Annotated in this window: 15 protein-coding genes; 6 read left to right on the forward strand and 9 right to left on the reverse strand. The window is 67.8% G+C overall.

From position 1 onward, the window contains the following. Window positions 1-405: 405 nt before the first annotated feature. From BRAS3809_RS18095 to galE, 3 genes are all read right to left on the reverse strand, one after another. The gene (locus tag BRAS3809_RS18095) at window positions 406-1107 is read right to left on the reverse strand and encodes a fumarylacetoacetate hydrolase family protein (protein ID WP_008963534.1); all 702 of its coding nucleotides are present in this window, start codon (window positions 1105-1107) and stop codon (window positions 406-408) included. Between the two features lie 30 nt (window positions 1108-1137). Further along, complete coding sequence (locus BRAS3809_RS18100) at window positions 1138-2943, reverse strand: ABC transporter ATP-binding protein (protein ID WP_008963535.1); 1806 nt, start codon at window positions 2941-2943, stop codon at window positions 1138-1140. Between the two features lie 103 nt (window positions 2944-3046). Then, window positions 3047-4060, reverse strand: a complete 1014-nt coding sequence (gene galE, locus BRAS3809_RS18105; protein WP_008963536.1) for a UDP-glucose 4-epimerase GalE — start codon at window positions 4058-4060, stop codon at window positions 3047-3049. A 128-nt stretch (window positions 4061-4188) separates the two neighbouring features. Here galE and BRAS3809_RS18110 point away from each other — a divergent pair, with 128 nt between their 5' ends. Beyond that, a complete protein-coding gene (locus BRAS3809_RS18110; RefSeq protein WP_035656704.1) occupies window positions 4189-5238 on the forward strand; it encodes a glycosyltransferase family 4 protein in 1050 nt (349 codons plus the stop codon). Here the strand turns inward: BRAS3809_RS18110 and BRAS3809_RS18115 are convergent. From BRAS3809_RS18115 to waaF, 3 genes are read right to left on the reverse strand one after another with little or no spacing between them, the layout of a single operon-like run. Beyond that, a complete protein-coding gene (locus BRAS3809_RS18115) occupies window positions 5220-5747 on the reverse strand; it encodes a D-glycero-alpha-D-manno-heptose-1,7-bisphosphate 7-phosphatase (protein ID WP_008963538.1) in 528 nt (175 codons plus the stop codon). The genes BRAS3809_RS18110 and BRAS3809_RS18115 overlap by 19 nt on opposite strands. Beyond that, window positions 5748-6344 (reverse strand): D-sedoheptulose 7-phosphate isomerase, encoded by a 597-nt coding sequence (locus tag BRAS3809_RS18120; protein WP_008963539.1) that lies wholly within the window; start codon window positions 6342-6344, stop codon window positions 5748-5750. It lies immediately after the preceding gene. A gap of 57 nt (window positions 6345-6401) precedes the next feature. Then, on the reverse strand, window positions 6402-7466 hold the full coding sequence (gene waaF / locus BRAS3809_RS18125; RefSeq protein ID WP_008963540.1) for a lipopolysaccharide heptosyltransferase II: 1065 nt from the start codon (window positions 7464-7466) through the stop codon (window positions 6402-6404). 147 nt (window positions 7467-7613) lie between these two features. On the opposite strand from waaF, the gene rfaD reads away from it, so the two are divergent. From rfaD to BRAS3809_RS18145, 4 genes are read left to right on the forward strand one after another with little or no spacing between them, the layout of a single operon-like run. Next, a complete protein-coding gene (gene rfaD / locus BRAS3809_RS18130) occupies window positions 7614-8594 on the forward strand; it encodes an ADP-glyceromanno-heptose 6-epimerase (protein WP_008963541.1) in 981 nt (326 codons plus the stop codon). A 39-nt stretch (window positions 8595-8633) separates the two neighbouring features. Next, window positions 8634-10106, forward strand: a complete 1473-nt coding sequence (rfaE1, locus tag BRAS3809_RS18135; protein ID WP_008963542.1) for a D-glycero-beta-D-manno-heptose-7-phosphate kinase — start codon at window positions 8634-8636, stop codon at window positions 10104-10106. Beyond that, window positions 10103-11389, forward strand: a complete 1287-nt coding sequence (locus tag BRAS3809_RS18140; RefSeq protein WP_008963543.1) for an O-antigen ligase family protein — start codon at window positions 10103-10105, stop codon at window positions 11387-11389. The genes rfaE1 and BRAS3809_RS18140 overlap by 4 nt, the downstream gene beginning before the upstream one ends. Next, window positions 11386-13299: a polysaccharide biosynthesis protein gene (locus BRAS3809_RS18145; RefSeq protein WP_008963544.1), complete on the forward strand. Its 1914-nt coding sequence runs from the start codon at window positions 11386-11388 to the stop codon at window positions 13297-13299. The genes BRAS3809_RS18140 and BRAS3809_RS18145 overlap by 4 nt, the downstream gene beginning before the upstream one ends. Window positions 13300-13303: 4 nt before the next feature. On the opposite strand, the gene BRAS3809_RS18150 is transcribed toward BRAS3809_RS18145, so the two are convergent. From BRAS3809_RS18150 to BRAS3809_RS18160, 3 genes are all read right to left on the reverse strand, one after another. After that, a complete protein-coding gene (locus tag BRAS3809_RS18150) occupies window positions 13304-14305 on the reverse strand; it encodes an MraY family glycosyltransferase (protein WP_008963545.1) in 1002 nt (333 codons plus the stop codon). Further along, on the reverse strand, window positions 14302-15459 hold the full coding sequence (locus BRAS3809_RS18155) for a glycosyltransferase family 4 protein (RefSeq protein ID WP_008963546.1): 1158 nt from the start codon (window positions 15457-15459) through the stop codon (window positions 14302-14304). The genes BRAS3809_RS18150 and BRAS3809_RS18155 overlap by 4 nt, the downstream gene beginning before the upstream one ends. A 145-nt stretch (window positions 15460-15604) precedes the next feature. Further along, window positions 15605-19426: a S8 family serine peptidase gene (locus tag BRAS3809_RS18160; RefSeq protein WP_240535701.1), complete on the reverse strand. Its 3822-nt coding sequence runs from the start codon at window positions 19424-19426 to the stop codon at window positions 15605-15607. On the opposite strand from BRAS3809_RS18160, the gene BRAS3809_RS37370 reads away from it, so the two are divergent. Continuing rightward, window positions 19427-19597: a hypothetical protein gene (locus tag BRAS3809_RS37370; protein ID WP_240535702.1), complete on the forward strand. Its 171-nt coding sequence runs from the start codon at window positions 19427-19429 to the stop codon at window positions 19595-19597. The last annotated feature ends 18 nt before the right edge of the window (window positions 19598-19615 follow it).

Here is a 19615-nt window from a genome sequence, read left to right on the forward strand (position 1 = left end):
ATCTGGAGAGGGCGGGACCTGGAGCATCACTCGGGCGCGGGATGCGTCGCGAGAAGGTGCGTGCTCGTGTCCCTGATCAGCCCGATGCTGTTTGAGATTGTGGATCAGATGATGGTGCATGCCCATGCGCTGGCTGATGGCTCGTGCCGCCGTGCCGCGAGATGGCCGCGCGTGACGGGCCTCATGGTTCGAGACGCGCCGGGTGCGGCGCTCCTCACCATGAGGGGTGAGGTTGTCGCCGCGGAGGCGGTGAGCTCCCCTCCCCGCAAGGGGGAGGGGAGGCCACCGGCGGTGGGGCGAGTGGGGTGCTTCCTTCGGATGTCAGGCAAAGAAAAAGGCCGCGATGGGCGCGGCCTTTTGACAATGAGGTCCGCGGCGATCCGGCCGCTGCGCCAGGCGCGCCGCTTACTTCGCCGCCGGCCCGATGCTCACCTTGAGTGTGCCGACGCCATCGACGCCGCATTCGATCTTGTCGCCGGCGACGATGGCTGCCACGCCCGCCGGGGTGCCGGTCATGATGATGTCGCCGGCGGCGAGCTCGACCTGCTGGGACAGCTTCCAGATGATCTCCGGCACGTTCCAGATCAGCTCGGAGAGATCGCCCTTTTGCCGCTCGGTGCCGTTGACGGACAGCCAGATCTTGCCCTTCGACGGGTGGCCGATCTTGGCCGCGGGCACCACCGCCGAGCAGGGTGCGGAGTGGTCGAAGGATTTGCCGACCTCCCAGGGGCGCTGCATCTTGCGCGAGGCGAGCTGAAGGTCGCGGCGGGTGAGGTCGATGCCGACGGCGTAGCCGTAGACGTGGTCGAGCACCTTGTCGGTCGGGATGTTCAGGCCGCCGCTTTTCAGCGCGACCACCAGCTCGACCTCGTGATGCATGTCCTGCGTCAGCGGCGGGTAGGGGATGACGGCGCCCTCGGGCGCCAGCATGTCGGCGTGCTTCGCAAAGAAGAACGGCGGGTCGCGCTCGTCATTGCCCATCTCGCGGATGTGCTCGAGATAGTTGCGGCCGACGCACCAGATGCGGCGGACCGGGAAGACACCGGCTTCGCCCACGACAGGAAGAGAAGGCTGCGGGAAGGCCGGGATGACGGTGGAGGCGCTCATGAAAGGTCTCGATGCGGTGAAATGGACGGGTCAGGACGTCGCGGTCATGGGGATGACGTTCGGCCCCATGTCGCGTTGTTGCAGGCGGAAGAACGAAGCATAGCGGCCGCCACGGCGCAACAGATCGTCATGCCGGCCCCGCTCGACGATCTCGCCGGCCTCGACCACCAGAATGGCGTCGGCGTTCATGATGGTGTGCAGGCGATGCGCGATGACCAGGGTGGTGCGGTTCTGGCAGAGATGCTCGATCGCCTCCTGCACCTGCCGCTCCGATTCCGAGTCCAGCGCGGCGGTGGCCTCGTCGAGCAGGATGATCGGGGCGTTGCGGATCAGCGCGCGCGCCACCGCGATGCGCTGGCGCTGGCCGCCGGAGAGCTGGGTGCCGTGCTCGCCGACCGGGGTGTCGTAGCCGAGCGGGAAGCTCATGATGAAGTCGTGCGCGCAGGCCGCCTTCGCCGCCTCGATGATCTCCGCCTCGGTCGCGCCCGGCTTGCCGAAGGCGATGTTGGCGCGGATGGTGTCGCGGAACAGATAGACGTCCTGGCCGACATAGGCGACCTGCTCGCGCAGAGACCGGCGCGACACCTTGGAGATCGACTGGCCGTCGATCAGGATGTCGCCCGCGGTCGCCTCGTAGAAGCGCAGCAGCAGCGCCAGCACCGTCGACTTGCCGCCGCCGGACGGGCCGACCAGCGCGGTGACCTTGCCGGGCTCGGCGACAAAGCTCATGCGGTCGAGCACCGGCTCGTTGTCGCGATAGGCGAAGGAGACGTCGCGCAGCTCGATCTTGGCGTCGCTGAGCTTCAGCTCCGGCTTGTCGTCATCGGGCTGCTCGCTGGCCGGGCTGTCGACGACTTCGAGCAGCATGCGGGCGCCGACCAGCTGGCTGTTGAGGTCGATGTTGAGCCGCGCCAGCCGCTTGGCCGGCTCGGTGGCCATCAGGAAGGCGATCATGAAGGAGAAGAACTGGCCGGGCGTGGCGTCGAGCGCGACCACGGAATAGCCGGCATACATCAGGCAGCCGGCGACGGCGAAGCCGCCGAGCATCTCCATCAGCGGGTTGGAGCGGTTGGAGACGCGGGCCATCTTGTTGGCGTTGCGCTCGACCACGGCGATGTTCTCGTCGATGCGCGCGCGCATCGTGTCTTCCAGCGTGAACGCCTTGACGGTGCGGATGCCCTGCAGCGATTCCTGCATCGTCTCGAGAATGTCGGCGGTGCCGGTGAACTGGTTGTAGGCGAGGCCCTTGATGCGCTTGACCAGCTTGCGCAGCACCAGCATCGCCGGCGGCACCACCAGCAGGCCGAGCAGCGACATCCAGGGATCCTGCAGCACCATCACCGCGATCATGCTGATCAGGGTGACGAGATCGCGCCCGACGGCGTTGATCAGCATGCTCAGGATGTCGGTGATCGACTTGGCGCCGGAGGTCAGCCGCGCCAGGAACTCGGAGGAATGGCGCTCGGAGAAGAAGCCGACGCTTTCGTTCATCAGCTTGGCGAACAGCTGCCGCTGGTTGTTGGCGAGGATGGCGTTGGAGATCTTCGACAGGATGACGGCGTAGCCGTAGGTGGTGATGCCCTTGATGAACAGCAGCAGCACGGTGACGCCGGAGAGCAGGACGATGCCCGGAATGCTCTTCTCGACATAGGCCTTGTTGATGACCTGGCCGAGCACGTAGGTCGCCGTGGCGCTCGCTCCGGCGGCGACCGCCATCAGCGCGAAGGCGGTGAGATAGCGGCGCCAGTAGACGAGCCCCTGTTCCATCACGAGGCGGCGGATCAGGATCGCGGCGCCATAGGGATCGTCGGTGATCTTCTTCGGAAATTCGGCCATTCTGGTCCCTGGCCGCGCGGGCAAATCGCCGGGCGGACCAGCAGTGCTTGCCCGCTCGGGGCGGCTTTTTCAAGCCCCCCGGTCCCCGGCTAAGTGCTTGATTCTAGGCCGAGGCCCGCTGCTCCCCGCTGCTGTGGCGTTCCAGGAACAGTTTGTGCTCCCAGGCCAGCGCATGGGCGGCGATCGTGTCCAGATTGTCATAGGCCGGGGTCCAGTCGAGCACGGCCCGCAGCCGGCTGGTATCGGCGACCATGCTCATGATGTCGCCGGGGCGGCGCGACGCGGTTTGCACCGGAATGGCCCGGCCGGAGACGCGGCGGACCGCCTCGATGGTCTCGAGCACGGAATAGCCGCGGCCATAGCCGCAGTTCAGGGTCACCGAGGGGCCGCCGGCGCGCAGATAAGCCAGCGCGGCGCGATGCGCCTGGACGAGGTCGCAGACATGGATGAAGTCGCGGATCGCGGTGCCGTCTTGTGTCGGATAGTCGGTGCCGTAGACGTCGATCTTGGCGCGCTGGCCGGTCGCGACCTCCATCGCGATCTTCATCAGATGCGTGGCGCCGACGGTGGCGAGCCCGATGCGGCCCTGCGGATCGGCGCCGGCGACGTTGAAATAGCGCAGCACGGCGTAATTCAGATCATGCGCCGCAGCGGTGTCGTGCAGCATGATCTCGGCCATCAGCTTCGAGCTGCCATAGGGCGAGGTCGGGCGCGTCGGCGCGGTCTCGGGCACCGGAACCTGGTCCGGATTGCCGTAGACGGCCGCCGTGGAGGAGAAGATGAAGCGGCTGACGCCGCGCTTGACCGCCGCATTGAGCAGGCTGCGCGTGGTCATGGTGTTGTTCTGATAGTAGAGGAGGGGATCGCGCACCGATTCCGGCACCACGATCGAGCCGGCGAAATGGATGATGCTGTCGACGCCGTGCTGGCTGATGACGCCGTCGACGAGGTTCTCGTCGCCGGCATCGCCGATGAACAGCGGCACCTCGTTCGGCACGAAGGCGGAAAAGCCGGTGGAAAGATTGTCGATCACCACGACGCTTTCGCCGGCCTCGGCCAGCGCGAGCACCATGTGGCTGCCGATATAGCCGGCGCCGCCCGTGACGAGCACAGTCATTGTTTGACACGATCCCTGTCTGTTTTGCGGCACGCTAACGCCCGCGAAATGAAGGACCGGTTGCAGGGAATCGCGAACTGGCGGCGGTGCTGAATGTTGCGTATAGGGAACCGTTAAAATTGGAGTGGATGGTGCAAGCCGAGCCGTTTTCCGCCGGAGACCTCGACGTCATCGTGCCGAACCTGCACCGCCGCTATTCCGGCGTGACGGCGACCAACCGCATGGTGGCGCCGAAGCTCGCGAGGCTGGTGCGCGTGGCCTGGCTCGGCACCTATGCGCCGGAGGGGATCGCGCGGATGCGCGGGCGCGATCTGTTGGCGCTGTGGCGTCGGCCGCGGCCGCTGATCTGGCACGCGCGCCGCAACGACGAGATGATCGTCGGCGTGATCCTGCGCGCGCTCGGCTGGCCGTTCAAGCTGGTGTTCACCTCGGCCGCGCAGCGCCATCACAGCTGGATCACGCGCTGGCTGATCAGGCGAATGGATGCGATCATCGCGACCAGCGAGATCTCGGCGTCGTACCTGAAGCGCGCGGCTGTGGTCATCACGCATGGCGTCGATACCGAGGTGTACAAGCCGCCGGCCGATCGCGCCGCGGCCTTCGCCGAAAGCGGGTTGCCCGGCCGATACGCCATCGGCTGCTTCGGGCGCGTCCGCGCGCAGAAGGGCAGCGACGTGTTCGTCGCCGCGATGTGCCGGCTGCTGCCGCGCTATCCGGATTTTTCCGCCGTTCTGGTCGGCGCCGTCACGCCCGAGCAGATGCCGTTCGCAGCCGAGCTGAGGAAGCAGATCGCGGCCGCCGGCCTCGAGCAGCGCATCGTCATCACCGGCGAGCTCGACATCGCCGACGTGCAGCGCTGGTACCAGCGCCTGACGATCTATGCCTTCACCTCGCGCAACGAAGGCTTTGGCCTCACCCTGATCGAGGCGATGGCCGCCGGTGCCGCGCTGGTCGCCGCGCGCGCAGGCGCCGCCGAGATCGTGGTGGAAGAGGGCGTGACCGGCAGGCTGGTGCCCCCCGGCGACGTCGATGCGCTGGCCGCAGCGCTGGAGCCGCTGATGCGGGATCCGGAGGCGGCGCGTGTGATGGGGCAGAAGGCGCGGATGCGGGTGGTGGAAGAGTTCAGCCTGGAGGCCGAGGCCGAGAAGATCGCCGCGGTCTATCGCGGGCTGGTCTGAGCGATGACCGCGGCGACGAATGCATCGAGGTCGCCGCCGGCGAACAGGAAGCCGGGCAGGCCCGCCGCTTCGGCTGCAGCGATGTCGGACGCGCGGTCGCCGATCACGAAGCTGCCCTCGCGCCGGACCGGCCAGTGCTGCATCAGGTCGAGGATCATGCCCGGCGCCGGCTTGCGCCAGGGATGCTCGCGCAGATATCGCTCGACGGAGCCTTCGGTGTGGTAGGGGCAGTAGCGGATGTCGTCGATCACGGCGTCCTGTGCCGCGAGCTCGGCCCGCATCCACTGGTGCAGGCTGAGCACGTCGTCCTCGCTGAACAGCCCGCGCGCCACGCCGGACTGGTTGGTGAACAGGAAGACGTGATAGCCGGCCTCGTTCAGCCGCCGGATCGCAGCCGCCACATTCGGCATCCAGCGGATGCGCTCGGGCGCACCGATGTAGTTGTCGTCATGATTGATGACGCCGTCGCGATCGAGGAACGCCGCGGGCTTGAGCTGAGGAGTCGTCATCTAGCGCTCATCCTGCATCAAGGTCGCCTCGATCGTCTCGCAGATGCCGTGCGCGGTGGCGAGATGGATCTGCTGGATCAGCGGCGTGTCGTCGCTCGGCGCCACCAGGAGCTCGTCGCACAGCTCGCCCATCGCGTGGCCCTTGGCGCCGGTGAAGCCGATCGTGGTGAGCCCGCGCTCGCGGGCCTTGCGCAGGGCGTTGAGGATGCTCGGCGAGCGGCCGGAGGTCGAGATCGCCAGCAGCACGTCGCCGCGAGCGCCGAGTCCTTCGACCTGGCGGGCGAAGATGTGCTCGAACCCGTAGTCGTTGCCGATCGCGGTCAGCGCCGAGGTGTCGGTGGTCAGTGCGATGGCCGCCCAGGCAGGCCGCTCCTGCTTGTAGCGGCCGACGATCTCGGCCGCGATGTGTTGCGCATCCGCCGCGCTGCCGCCATTGCCGACGATCAGCAGCTTGTGGCCGCCGCGCAGCGCCGCGACGATCATCGCCGCGATCCGCTCCGCGCTGGCCAGCAGCGCAGGGTCGGCAACGGCCCGCTCCATCGCCGCGCGGGAGCGGGCGAGATGGCGGGCGATCGGGCTGTCCGGTGCGTGGGTCACGATGTCGGCTCGGGTCACGATGACGCCGGTGTATGGGGCGCGCTGTCCCGGCGCAAGCTATCGCGCGACCGGGATCGCCGCCCCGGCCAGCACCCGCTGGGCGATGGCGGCCACATCGGTCGCCGGGATGTCGCGCATGCAGCGATGGTCGTTCATGCGGCAGACCGGGCGATGGCAGGGCTGGCAGGGCACCTGGGTCTTGGTCTGAACCGTCGCGGCGAGGCCGTTCAGCGGCGCCCAATGGTACGGGCTGGTGGGGCCGAAGATGCCCATGGTCGGCGTGCCCAGCGCGGCCGCGATGTGCATCAGCCCCGAATCGTTGGAGATGGCGACACGGGCCGCCGCCATCGCCAGGATGCCGTTTCGGAGGTCGGTTCCGGTGAGGTCACGGACAGCAGGACCCCCGGCAGCGACGATCTCGGCCGCCAGCGCCTTTTCGCCGGGGCCGCCGACCACCCAGACGTCGAGACCGGCCGCGATCAGCAGCCGGGCCGCCTCGCCGTAGAACGGCCAGCGCTTGGCGGCGCCGACCGAGCCGGGAGCCAGCGCGACGGCTGGCCGGTTCCCCAGGCCATTGGCCTCGCGCCAGCGCGCGACGTCCTCTGGCGGCACCCGCAACTGCGGCACCGGCCATTCCGGCGGCAGCGGCGCCCCGTCGGGCAAAGCGAGCGCGGCGTTCTTGTCGATGAAGCGCGGCAGCTTCTTTTCGCCCCAGCGCCAGCGGTTCAGCAGCCCGAACCTCACTTCGCCGACGAAGCCCACGCGCTCGGGGATCGCGGCCAGCGCCGGGGCCAAGGCGGACTTCCAGGTCCGCGGCATCACCAGGGCGGTCCGATAGTGGCGCTCGCGCAACATTGCGGCGAGCTGCCATTGGCGGGCGAGCGCAAGCCGGCTGCGCGGCAGGTCCCAGACGATCCCGGAGCGCACGCCGGGCATGTAATCGACCAAAGGCGCGCACAGGGACGTCACCAGCAGGTCGACCGGGCGATTCGGCCAGCGCTCCTTGAGCACCCGCACCACGGTGTGGCCGCGCACGAAGTCGCCGATCCACATATAGGGGATGATCAGGATCGGGCTGGTGTCGTCAGCGTCCACCGTGATCTTGGCCGAATTCGAATTCATTCTTTGACTGCCTGGCTCTGGCGCGCTGGTAGCCGCTCCGCCGCCACGGGTAAAGTGGGCCCGGGCCAGCCGTCACCAAAGCGCTTACACTTTGCCGCCGCATGCGCTACGCGAGGGCCGGGTTTCGGGATCAGGACGGGTTACGGAATGTTGCTGGTGACCGGCGGCGCCGGGTTTATCGGATCGAATCTGGTGGCGGCGCTGAACGATGCCGGCCGGACCGACGTCGTCGTCTGCGATACGCTCGGCAGCGAGGGCAAGTGGCGCAACCTGGCCAAGCGGCAGCTGGCCGACGTCGTGCCGCCGTCCGATCTGGACGCCTGGCTGAAGGGACGCAGGCTCGACGCCGTGCTGCACATGGGCGCGATCTCCGCGACCACCGTGGTCGACGGCGACCTCGTGATGGAGCGCAACTTTCGCAGCTCGTTGCGCCTGCTCGACTGGTGCACGGCCAACACCACGCCCTTCATCTACGCGTCCTCGGCCGCGACCTATGGCGACGGCGCGCAGGGCTTCGTCGACGATCCCTCGCTGGCAGCGCTGAAGGCGTTGCGGCCGATGAACCTCTATGGCTGGAGCAAGCATCTGTTCGACATGGCGATCGCCGCCCGCGCCGAGCGCGGCGAGCGGCTGCCGCCGCAATATGCCGGCCTGAAGTTCTTCAACGTGTTCGGTCCCAACGAATACCACAAGGGATCGATGATGAGCGTACTGACGCGCCGCTTCGACGACATCAAGGCCGGCCGCACCCTGCAGCTGTTCAAGTCGCACCGCGACGGCATTGCCGATGGCGACCAGCGCCGCGACTTCATCCATGTCGACGACGTCGTGCGCGTGATGCTGTGGCTGCTGGCCACGCCGGCGGTGTCAGGGCTTTTCAACGTCGGCACCGGGCAGGCGCGCAGCTTCAAGGACATGATGCTGGCGGTGTACGCCACGCTCGGAGCAACGCCGCGGATCGAATACGTCGACATGCCCGAAGCGATTCGCGGCAGCTACCAGTACTTCACCCAGAGCAATGTCGACCGCCTGCTGGCCGCGGGCTACAACGGCGGCTTCACGCCGCTCGAGGATGCGGTGGCCTTCTATGTCCGGGACTATCTCGATTCCGCCGACCGCTTCCGCTAGACGACCTGCCGTGGACCACCTGCACCGAGACTGCCGCTGATGTTCGATTTCGACGATCTCTCGCAAGCGATCGCCCGCCAGACGGTGCTGTGCGTCGGCGACCTCATGCTGGACGAGTTCGTCTATGGCGAGGTGTCGCGGATCTCGCCGGAGGCACCCGCGCCCGTCATCGCGGTCCAGCGCAGCGAGACCAATATCGGTGGCGCCGGCAATGTCGCGCGCAACATCGCCGCGCTCGGCGCGCGCTGCATCTTCGTCGGCCTGGTGGGGCAGGACACCGCGGGCGATCAGCTCGAGGCCGAGCTTGCCAAGGTCGACGGCATCGCGTGCGTGCTGGTGCGCGATCCCGCGCGGCCGACGACGCGCAAGGTGCGCTTCGTCTCGGAGCATTTCTCGACCCACATGCTCCGTGCCGACTGGGAGCGCGCCGCGCCGGCGTCCGAGGACATCGAGCAGAAGCTGATCGCTGCCATCCTGCCGCTGATCGCGCGGGCCGACATCGTGCTGCTGTCGGACTACGCCAAGGGCGTGCTGACCGCGCGCGTGCTGCGCAACGTGATCGACGCCGCGCGCAAGGCCGGCAAGCGCGTGATCGTCGATCCCAAGAGTGCGAATCTTGCCATCTATCGCGGCGCCAGCGTGCTGACGCCGAACCGCAAGGAATTCTCGGAAGCGACCCGCAGCCGCGCCGAGACCGAGCAGGAGATCGCCGCGGCCGCGCAGGACGCGATCTATCTGGCCGATTGCGAGGCGATCCTGGTGACGCAGAGCGAGCGCGGCATGACCCTGGTGCCGCGCCAGGGCGATCCGGTCCACGTGCCGGCCTATCCGGTGAAGGTGCGCGACGTCTCCGGCGCCGGCGACACGGTCGTCGCCGTGCTGGCGTCGGCGCTCGCCGCGGGCGCAGCCTGGGAGGATGCGCTGCGGATGGCGAGCGCGGCCGCCGCCGTGGCTGTCAGCAAGCAGGGCACCGCCAGCGTCACCGCGTCCGAGCTGCGCCGCAAGATCCTGCCGCATGCATATCGGGCTGCCGAGGAGAAGATCGTCGAAAGCGATGCCGAACTCGCGGCCCGTGTCGGGGCGTGGCGACGCGAGGGCCTGCGCGTCGGCTTCACCAACGGCTGCTTCGATATCCTGCATCCGGGCCATGTGAAGGTGCTGACGGCGGCGCGGGCCGCCTGTGACCGGCTGGTGGTCGGGCTGAACAGCGATGCCTCGGTCAAGCGGCTGAAGGGCGAGAGCCGCCCCGTGCAAGACGAGCGCGCGCGGGCCGAAGTGCTGGCCGCATTGGAAGCCGTGGATCTCGTCGCCATCTTCGCAGAGGATACGCCGCTGCGCCTGATCGAGCTGGTGCGGCCGAGCGTGCTGGTCAAGGGCGGCGACTACACGCGCGAGCAGGTGGTGGGCCATGAGGTGGTCGAGGCCGCCGGCGGCGAGGTGCTGCTGATCGACATCCTGAAGGGCCACAGCACGACGGCGCTGGTCGATCGCGCGCGGAGCGATCAACGATGAGCGCGCTCGCAGGTCATCCCGGTCCGGCGCTGCTGGCGCGCCGCTGGCGCGATCCCGCAGCGTGGCGGACCACGGTCGATGTCGTGGCCATCCTGCTCGCGGCCTCGCTGCCATGGTCGACCTCGCTGGTCTCGATCCTCGGCGTCGTCATGCTGATCACGATGGTGCCGTATCTCGACCTCGAGCGTCTGCTCGAGATCCTGAAGCGGCCGATCTCGCTGGCGCCGATCGCGCTGTTCGTGCTGGCGCTGGTCGGCACGTTATGGTCGGACGCGGCCTGGGGCGCGCGGCTCTATGCGGTCGGGCCGGCCGCGAAGCTCCTGGTGCTGCCGGCGCTGCTCTACCACTTCCAGCGATCCGAGCGCGGCCTGTGGGTGTTTACCGCCTTTCTCGCCTCCTGCGTCCTGATGGTCGTGATGTCCACGGCGGTCGCCTACAATCCCGCGCTGGCGCTGAAAGCCAACGCGGATCGCGGCATCTTCGTGAAGAACTACATCGACCAGGGCCAGGAATTCTCACTCTGCGCGGTGGCGCTGGCCTATCCGATCGCGCAGCTGTTGCGCGCGCGTCGTTTCGTGCCGGCGGGTCTTCTCACCGCGATCATGATCGCGTTCCTGGCCAACATGATCTTCGTCGTCGTCTCGCGCACGGCGCTGGTCACGATTCCGATCCTGCTCGCGGTGTTCGGCCTGATCCACCTGAAATGGCGGGCCAACCTGCTGATCGCCGTGTCGGCTGTCGTGATCGGCTTGGCGGCGTGGTCGGTCTCGCCGCAATTGCAGCAGAAGCTGTCGACGTTCACGCAGCAGTACCAGGACTACCGCAACGACCGGGGCACCACCTCGATCGGCGAACGGCTCGAGTTCTGGCGCAAGTCGCTGCGCTTCTTCGCCGAAGCTCCGGTCATCGGGCACGGCTCGGGCTCGACGCGCCATCTGTTCGAGCTGGCCGCCGCGAGCGAACGCGCCGACCTCTCCGCCGGAGCCGTGGTCGGCAATCCGCACAATCAGACGCTGAACGTCGCGGTGCAGTGGGGCACGCTTGGCATCGTGATCCTATACGCGATGTGGGCGGTGCATCTGCTGCTGTTCCGTGGCGACGGCTTAGTGCCGTGGATCGGGCTGCTCGTCGTCGTGCAGAACATCTTTACCTCCCTGTTCAACTCGCACATCTTCGATTTCCACGAGGGGTGGATGTATGTCATCGGCGTCGGCGTGGCCGGCGGCATGGTGCTGCGGTCGCGGACGAAGCCTGCGGCGGAGCAGGGGGCTGTCGCGCCATGACGCGCCTGTCGCAGCTCACCTCGCGGAACCTGCTGATCGCGGCGCATGACCTCCTGGTCAGCGTCGCCGCGCTGTTCGCGGCGTTCTACATCCGCTTCGAGGGCGCCAGCACGTTCTGGGAGCGGGTGCCGCTGCTCTTGCAGATCCTGCCCTACTTCATCGCCTTCAGCTTCGTGGTCTTCTATTTCTCCAACCTGCTGACCACGAAGTGGCGCTTCACGTCGCTGCCGGATGCGCTCAATATCGTGCGCGTCGCGACCGTGCTGACGCTCGCCTTCCTGGTGCTCGACTACATCATCGTCGCGCCCAATGTCCGCGGCACGTTCTTCTTCGGCAAGCTGACGATCATCCTGTTCTGGTTCCTGGAGATCTTCGCGCTGAGCGCATTGCGCTTCGCCTACCGCTATTTCCGCTACACGCGGGTGCGCCGCCACGCCAAGTCGGAGGATGCGGCGCCGGCCCTGCTGATCGGCCGCGCGGCCGATGCGGAAGTTGTCCTGCGCGGCATCGAGAGTGGCGCGGTGAAGCGGATCTGGCCGATCGGCATCCTGTCGCCGTCGATGGCCGACCGCGGCCAGCTGATCCGCGGCGTTCCCGTGCTCGGCGGCATCGACGACGTCGAGGACGTCGCGGCCGATTTTGCCCGGCGCGAGCGGCCGATCGCGCGGGCATTGATGATGCCGACCGCCTTCGAGCCCGACTGTCATCCGGAGACCTTCCTGATGCGGGCGCGCCGGCTGCGCCTGATCGTCAGCCGGCTGCCGTCGCTGGAGAGCGGCGATGCGCCGCGGCTTGCACCGGTGGCGGTCGAGGATCTGCTGCTGCGGCCGAGCCACAAGATCGACTATGGCCGGCTCGAGGCGCTGGTGCGCGGCAAGGCCGTCGTCGTCACCGGCGGCGGCGGCTCGATCGGCGCCGAGATCTGCCAGCGCGTCGTGGCGTTCGGCGCGGCGCGGCTGCTCATTCTCGAGAACTCCGAGCCCGCGCTCTATGCGATCACCGAGGCGCTCGCGGCCGACCCGGAAGCGCTTGTCGCCGTCGAGGGCCGCATTGCCGACATCAGGGATCGCGACCGGGTGTTCGCGCTGGTCGGCGAGTTCAAGCCTGACCTGGTGTTTCATGCCGCCGCCCTGAAGCACGTGCCGATCCTCGAGCGCGACTGGAGCGAAGGCGTCAAGACCAACATCTTCGGCTCGATCAACGTCGCCGATGCCGCGGTGGCGTCAGGCGCCGAGGCGATGGTGATGATCTCGACCGACAAGGCGATCGAGCCGGTGTCGATGCTCGGGCTGACCAAGCGCTTTGCCGAGATGTATTGCCAGGCGCTCGACCGTCAGCTCGCCGAGCGGCCGGCGGGGCGGCCGCCGATGCGGCTCATCTCGGTGCGGTTCGGCAACGTGCTGGCCTCGAACGGCTCCGTCGTGCCGAAGTTCAAGGCACAGATCGAGTCCGGCGGACCGGTCACCGTGACCCATCCGGACATGGTGCGCTATTTCATGACGATCCGCGAGGCCTGCGACCTCGTCATCACGGCGGCCTCGCATGCGCTGGCCCCGCAGCGGCCGGATGTTTCGGTCTATGTGCTGAACATGGGCCAGCCGGTGCGCATCGTCGAGCTCGCCGAGCGCATGATCCGGCTGTCCGGCCTGCAGCCGGGCTACGACATCGAGATCAGGTTCACGGGCATCCGCCCGGGCGAGCGGCTTAACGAGATCCTGTTCGCGAGCGAGGAGCCGCCGGTCGAGATCGGCGTGTCCGGCATCATGGCGGCCACGCCCAATGAGCCGCCGATGTCGACGCTGAAGGGCTGGATCGCGGCGCTCGATCAGGCGATCGGTCGTAACGACCCCGTCACGATCAAGTCGGTGCTGAAGGATGCGGTGCCGGAGTTCGGCTCGAGCGCGGCCTGAGCCGTCAACGGCGTGGCCGCGAGAACCGGCTCAACACCGAGGTGACGGCGCCAAGACCTAGGACGAGCAGGATGGCGTCGGCCGTCATCGACCGCTGCGCGATCGAGAGAGCCGCGAGCGCCGCCAGCGCGATATTGAGGATGAACACCTCGCCGACGACACGCGAGACGGTGAAGCCGTTGTCGGTGGCGCGCTGATAGAAGTGGGTGCGGTGCGCGGCCCAGAACGGCTCGCGCCGCGCGATCCGCCGCAGCAGGGTGAAAGTGGCATCGACCAAGTAGTACAACGGCAGCAGCAGCGCCGCGACGATGAAGCCCTGCCAGGCCAGATGCAGCAGTCCCCAACCGAGCAGCAGGCCGATCGGCAGGCTGCCGACGTCGCCGAGAAAGACCTTGGCCACCGGGCGGTTGAAGGGCGCAAAGCCGAGCATGGCTCCGCCCAGCGCGGCGGAGATGGCCGTGGCCGGCCAGGGCAGCTCACCGGCGAGGCCGAACAGCACGAGCGTCGCCGTGATCGGCACCGCCTCGGCCACGGTCATCAGGTCGAGCCCGTCCATGAAGTTCACGAGGTTGACGAACCACAGACCGGCGATCAGCAGCAGCGTGCGCTCGGCCGCGAACGGAATCGGAAACAGCCTGAGATCGTCGGGCGCGGTGAAGACGACGAGGCCGACCGCCAGCCCCTGCAGGACGAAGCGCGGCAGCACGGGGATCGGCCTGACGTCGTCGACCAGGCCGACCAGCGCCAGCAGCGGCACGGCGATGAACAGCATCAGGAGCGGCGCGAAACCGAGCACGGCGGCGAAGGCGCCGCCGACCACGAGCGTTGCGCCGACAACCGCGATGCCCGCGCCTTGCGGCGTCGGGATCTTGTGCGAGGAGCGCGCGTTCGGCCGCGCCAGCGCATAGCGCTGCAGCAATGGCCGCAGCAGCACGAGCAGCAGGGCGCACATCATGGCTGCGAGCAGGGCGATGATGGCGACATTCGCGGCGGGGTTGGTGATCATCGGCGGCGGTCCGAGGCCCCGGCGAGGCGGTCATAGAGCGCGACCACCGACCGGCCGATGATCCTGGCCGAGAGCCTGTCCTCGACCAATTGGCGCGCGGCAACGCCGTAGCGGCGACGCAGATCGGGGGATGTCGCGAGCTCCAGCATGGCGGCTGCCAGTGCGGCTGAATCCTCGACCGGCACCGCGAGCCCGGTCTGGCCGTCGATCGCGATCTCGCGGCAGCCCGGGGCGTCGGTCGATACCAGGGGCCGCCCGCAGGCGGCGGCCTCGAGCAGGCTCACCGGCAGCCCCTCGCGATGCGAGGGCAGCACGGCGACGTGGCAGCGGCGCCAGAGCTCCGTGATGTCCTTGATCTGGCCGAGCAGGGCGATCCCTGGCTCGTTGCGCCAGGCCTGGATCTCCTCGGCGGAGACCGAGGCGGGGTTGGCCGGATCGGGGGAGCCCGCGATCAGCAACTGGTCGTCGCGGCCCTGCTGGCGCAGCGTCCGGTGGGCGGCGACCAGCGCGCGGATGCCCTTGTCGGCGAGCAGGCGTCCGGCGAAGCCGAACGTGACCGGCCCGTCCGGCTCGGGGAGCGGCTGAAAGCGGTCGGTGTCGACGCCGGAGCCAGGGATCAGCGTGATCCGGTCGGCCCGCACGCCCATGGCCTGCAGGGCGTCGCGATCATCCGGATTCTGCACCAGCACGCAACTCGGCGCCCGGTTCATCAGCCGCGGCAGCAGCCACAGCAGGCCCTGCTTGAGCAGGCGGGAGCGCAGGCTCGTCGAGGTGAAGATGTAACCGAGGCCGGTCATGGCGTTGACCACCGGCGTCGTGCTCCCGAGCGCCGCCAGCGAGCCGAGCACGCTGGCCTGCAGTCCCGAATGATGCACGAGGTCGGGCTGGATCGCCGCTTCCACGGCACGGATCGCGCGGACCGTCGGCATGGCGGCGGACGGCGACAGGCCGCCGCGCCGGAACGGAATCGGATGCAGCACGAAGCGTTCGGCGGCGATCGCCGCGGCGCCGGCGTTGACGTTGGTCGCGACATGCACCTCGTAGCCGGCATCGCGCGCCGCGCGCGCCATCGGCAGCCGGTGCATCAGGAACGCGAAATCCTCGTTGGCCACGTAAAGCAGGCGGCGCGGCGAAGCGGAGCGGGGCGGGGGCATCAAACTCACGGTCTCAGGCGGTCTTGGCGCCGTATAGGCCAAGAACCGCGCTGGCGCGAGCCGTTATCGGGCCTGCGGCTTGCGGAATGCCGCTCAGCCCCCACCGCCAAGGCCTTGGGCCCGGCGCCCCCGAAGGCGCCGGACGTCAGACGAGGTGGAAGCTCGACAGGTGGGACAGCAGCTCGGCCGTCGACACGTGTTGGATCGTGATGGTGTCCGCAGCCGCATCGGCGATCACCGCGTTGCCGGCGGCGTCATCGTGGATCGCTGCCTGGAGCGCGGCCTGATCCGCGAAGAGGCTCTGGCTGAAGACGATCTTGTCGGTGCCGAGGTTGAAGTCCGTGATGTTCACCTGACCGAAATGGGCGGCGAACACGAAGGTGTCGTGCCCCTCGAGCGACACCGAAGTCCCGGCGGTGCCGGCCACCGTGGCCGCGCCCGACGATCCGGAGACCAGGGTGCCGCCCTGGCCGTCGGCGGCAAAATGGAAGCTGTCTTGCGCCACCGCGCCGACGACATGGAATGATGAGCTGTTCGTCCCGTCGCTCAGCGACAGCACCCCGCTCGTCTCGTCGAAATGCGTCTGCAGCGATGCGAAGGCGATGCCCTTGACGTCGATCTGGGCTGCGGTGCTGCCGAAACCGACGAGATTGCCGCTGAACGAGGACGCGGCGAGGACCAGGTCGGCGCCAACAGACGTGTTGGCTGTCATTGCGGAGGCCGTCACCGCGCTCACGGACGCCGGAATTCCGATCGTGCCGTCGCCGTTCAGGTCCTGGTGGAAGCTGGTCTCCAGAGCTTCGAGGGAGGCCGAGCTGCCTGCCACGGCCCCGATCGCGTTGCTGGTGTAGTTACCGCTGCTGTCGGCATTCCAGACCGTATAGAGGTCGGAGCCGGCCATTTTCCAGGCGATCTGATAACCGCTGCCCGAGGCCTCCGCGCCGATCGCCGTCCAGCCGCCGAGCTGGCCGGCGACGACGGCATTGCCGCCGAACATCACCTGAACCGCGGTGCCACCCGACACGGGCGTCATGAGGTAGGCCGTGCCCGAGAGTGACAGGCTGGTCGACCCCAGGGCCTCGATGACGCTCCCGCCCGGCGCCGCGCTCGGGGCGCCGATGGTGCCGTCGCCATTGAGGTCCTGATGGAAGCTGGTCTCCAGAGCCTCGAGGGAGGCCGAGCTGCCCGCCACGGCGCCGATCGCATTGCTCGTATAGTTGCCGCTGCTGTCGGTGTTCCAGACCGTGTAGAGATCGGAGCCGGCCATCTTCCAGGCGACCAGATACCCGCTGCCGGATGCCTCGGCGGCGATCGGATTCCAGCCACCGAGCTGACCGATGGTCACGACGCTGCCACCGAACTTGATCTGCGGACCGGTGCCGCCGGCGACCGGATCGAGGAAATAGCTCGAGCCGGCCAGCACCAGGCTGGTCGATCCGGCAGATTCGATCACCGTGCTCGGAATCCCGATGGTGCCGTCGCCGTTGAGATCCTGCTGGAAGTTGCTCTCCAGCAGCTCCAGCGCACTGCTGCTGCCGCTGACGGCGCCGATCGCATTGCTCGTATAGTTGCCGGTGCTGTCGGTGTTCCAGACCGTGTAGAGATCGCTGCCGGCCATCTTCCAGGCGATCTGATAGCCGCCACCCACAGCTTCCGCGGCGATCGGAGTCCAGCCGCCCAGCTGTCCCGGCGCGACCGTGGAGCCGTTGAACTTCACCTGAGGACCCGTGCCGCCGGTCACGGGATTGAGGAAATAGCTGCTGCCGGATTGAACCAGGCTGGTGGCGCCGATCGCCTCGATCACGGTGCTGGCGACGCCGATCGTGCCGTCGCCGTTCAGATCCTGGTGGAACGCCGTCTCGAACGTCTCGAACGAGGTCGAGCTTCCGGACACGCCGCCGATCGCGTTGCTGGTGTAGTTGCCGGCCGCGTCGACGTTCCAGACGGTGTAGAGATCCTGGCCCTGGAACTTCCAGGCGACTTCGTAGCCGCCGCTGCCGTTGGATTCGACGCCGATCGGCATCCAATTGCTGAGCTGGTGAACCACCACGTTCGCGCCATTGAACCGCAGCGCCACCGTCGTGCTGCCGCCGATTGCGTTGAGATCGTAGATGACGCCGACCTGGGCGAGGCTGATCGATCCGAGCGCCTCGATGACGGTATTGGCGAAATACGGCGCCGCGCCGACCGCCGGGTTGAGCTGGGCGAGGCCCGCCCCGGCCACGGCGGCATTGGTCATCGGCACGGACGTCTGCTGCAGGATCTCCGAAACGTTCGCCGAGGTCAGCGTCGGGTTGGCCGTCAGGATCAACGCCGAGATCGCCGCGACCGTGGGCGCAGCCGCCGACGTGCCGTAGAAATCGGTCAGGCCGGAGACCGTCGTTGTGATGTTGTCGACGCCGGACACCACCACGGGGTTGAGCTGGAGCGGCGTGGTGAGGCGTGTGCCGTCGTTGGCCAACAGGATCTCAGTCCCGGCTCCCGATGACGAAAAGCTCTCCGAAACGGCTGTTGCGCCGAAGGCCGGCGTATTCGCGCTGTTGACGGCGCCGACGGTGATCACCCCCGGCGTCATCGCATGGCCGAACACCGTGCCGACATTTGCGCCGCTGATGGAGACCGGCAAACCGTTGCCGGCCAGGATCTCCTTGATCGTGGACGGCGTGGGGCCCACCGGAGAGTTCGCGATCACGATCTGATAGGTGCCAGAGACGTTGAACTGGAAGCCGACGAAAGGATCCTGATTGAGGTTGGGGAAGGAGGCGACCTCTTGGCCATCCTTGTACACGTTGACTGAAAGATGGACCGCGGCTTGCCCGAAAGGCTCGTCCCATTGTACGAGCATTCGGGCGCCTGCAGTCACACTGATCGTCTGCGCGATGTTGCCGCCGAAGCTCAGTGCATTGCCAGCATAGTAACTTCCGTCGAAGCTGCCCGACATCGAGGTCCAGGCGGTCTGATAGGCTGAGCTTCCGTTGTTGCCTGCCGACGTCACATAGGTCACGCCCATCGCCTGGACGGTCTGGATGGCCTGCGCGATGATTCCGTTCTGGAAGAACGGCTCGTCGGTGTAGCTCACGTCGTCGACGATCACCTTGCAGCCGGCATTGGCGAGCGCGATGATGCCGTTCGCGAAGTCCTGCTCGCTCTGGCTCGCGGTATAGAAGGCGAGGCTGGCATCGGGAGCGATGTCGTGGATGACCTGCATCATCGCACGGCCCTCGTCGGATCCGCCCGAGGCCATGTCCTTCAGGATCTGGATCTTGGAGGCCGAAGGCAAGGCACCGCTGGCTTCGTCGGCCGCTGCGCCGCCCTGATTGTTGAAGCTGCTGGAGAGCACGCCGATCTTGATGCCCGCGCCGGTCACGCCGGTGGAGTTGCCGCCGAGTGCCTGGACGACCTGAGCGCCGGTCGCGCCGCTTGCGCTGACTGCCGAGGTGACGGCGTCCGTCACCGCCTCCTGAAGCGACGCATGGACGGTGCTGTTCGCCGCGCCGTGGGCCGATGCGCTCTGGGCCGGACCGGACGATGACCAGGTCTGCAGTGACGCCCCGGCGCTGTACGTTGTCTCGACCACCGTCGAGAGCACCTCGACGGTCGGCCCGATACTCTGCGCGACGACCTGTACGGTCTCGGTCGTGACATGGCCTGCGGCCGCGGCCGGTGGATTGAACGAGATCTCCTGGGTGACTTGCCAGGACGAGCCGATGACGGCCGTCCAGGTCGTTGCCTCGGCGGCCTCCTGCGTCCAGGACGGGGTCTGCGCGCTGATCTCGACGATGTGGGCTAGCGGCGCCGCTTCGCCGCCATCGGCCATGACCGTGCCGCTCGCATCGGCCGACTCGCTGGTGGCCAGTGACGGGGCAGCACCGGTTGGCTCGACCGACGCATGGACCGTCTGCCCGCCGCCGGTGGCCGGCTTGGCCGCATCGTCGACCGCGCTGGCGCCTGCTGCAGGCTGCTGCACGTGCCGGTCGTCGTGACCGTCGGCAACGGGATCGAAGATGAGAGATTGAGCGGCTTCTCGCCAGCGGTGGGAAATCTCTTCGGCGCGGTCAGAATTGTTCAGCATGGATGCAACAATGGTGATCCTGCCGTCGAGCCCGACAGGAGAGATGAAATGAAGCATCCAACGTGATGCCCCGCGAACTTGAAA

Source organism: Bradyrhizobium sp. STM 3809 (assembly GCF_000239795.1).
Lineage (GTDB): Bacteria > Pseudomonadota > Alphaproteobacteria > Rhizobiales > Xanthobacteraceae > Bradyrhizobium.

Bases quoted from the DNA above. Each gene is read 5' to 3' on its own strand.
- BRAS3809_RS18100 (WP_008963535.1), bottom strand. From the start codon at position 2,943: ATGGCCGAATTTCCGAAGAAGATCACCGACGATCCCTATGGCGCCGCG.
- BRAS3809_RS18155 (WP_008963546.1), bottom strand. From the start codon at position 15,459: ATGCCCCCGCCCCGCTCCGCTTCGCCGCGCCGCCTGCTTTACGTGGCC.
- BRAS3809_RS18145 (WP_008963544.1), top strand. From the start codon at position 11,386: ATGACGCGCCTGTCGCAGCTCACCTCGCGGAACCTGCTGATCGCGGCG.
- galE (WP_008963536.1), bottom strand. From the start codon at position 4,060: ATGACTGTGCTCGTCACGGGCGGCGCCGGCTATATCGGCAGCCACATG.
- BRAS3809_RS18095 (WP_008963534.1), bottom strand. From the start codon at position 1,107: ATGAGCGCCTCCACCGTCATCCCGGCCTTCCCGCAGCCTTCTCTTCCT.
- waaF (WP_008963540.1), bottom strand. From the start codon at position 7,466: ATGAATTCGAATTCGGCCAAGATCACGGTGGACGCTGACGACACCAGC.
- BRAS3809_RS18150 (WP_008963545.1), bottom strand. From the start codon at position 14,305: ATGATCACCAACCCCGCCGCGAATGTCGCCATCATCGCCCTGCTCGCA.
- BRAS3809_RS18110 (WP_035656704.1), top strand. From the start codon at position 4,189: ATGGTGCAAGCCGAGCCGTTTTCCGCCGGAGACCTCGACGTCATCGTG.
- BRAS3809_RS18140 (WP_008963543.1), top strand. From the start codon at position 10,103: ATGAGCGCGCTCGCAGGTCATCCCGGTCCGGCGCTGCTGGCGCGCCGC.
- rfaD (WP_008963541.1), top strand. From the start codon at position 7,614: ATGTTGCTGGTGACCGGCGGCGCCGGGTTTATCGGATCGAATCTGGTG.
- BRAS3809_RS18115 (WP_008963538.1), bottom strand. From the start codon at position 5,747: ATGACGACTCCTCAGCTCAAGCCCGCGGCGTTCCTCGATCGCGACGGC.
- rfaE1 (WP_008963542.1), top strand. From the start codon at position 8,634: ATGTTCGATTTCGACGATCTCTCGCAAGCGATCGCCCGCCAGACGGTG.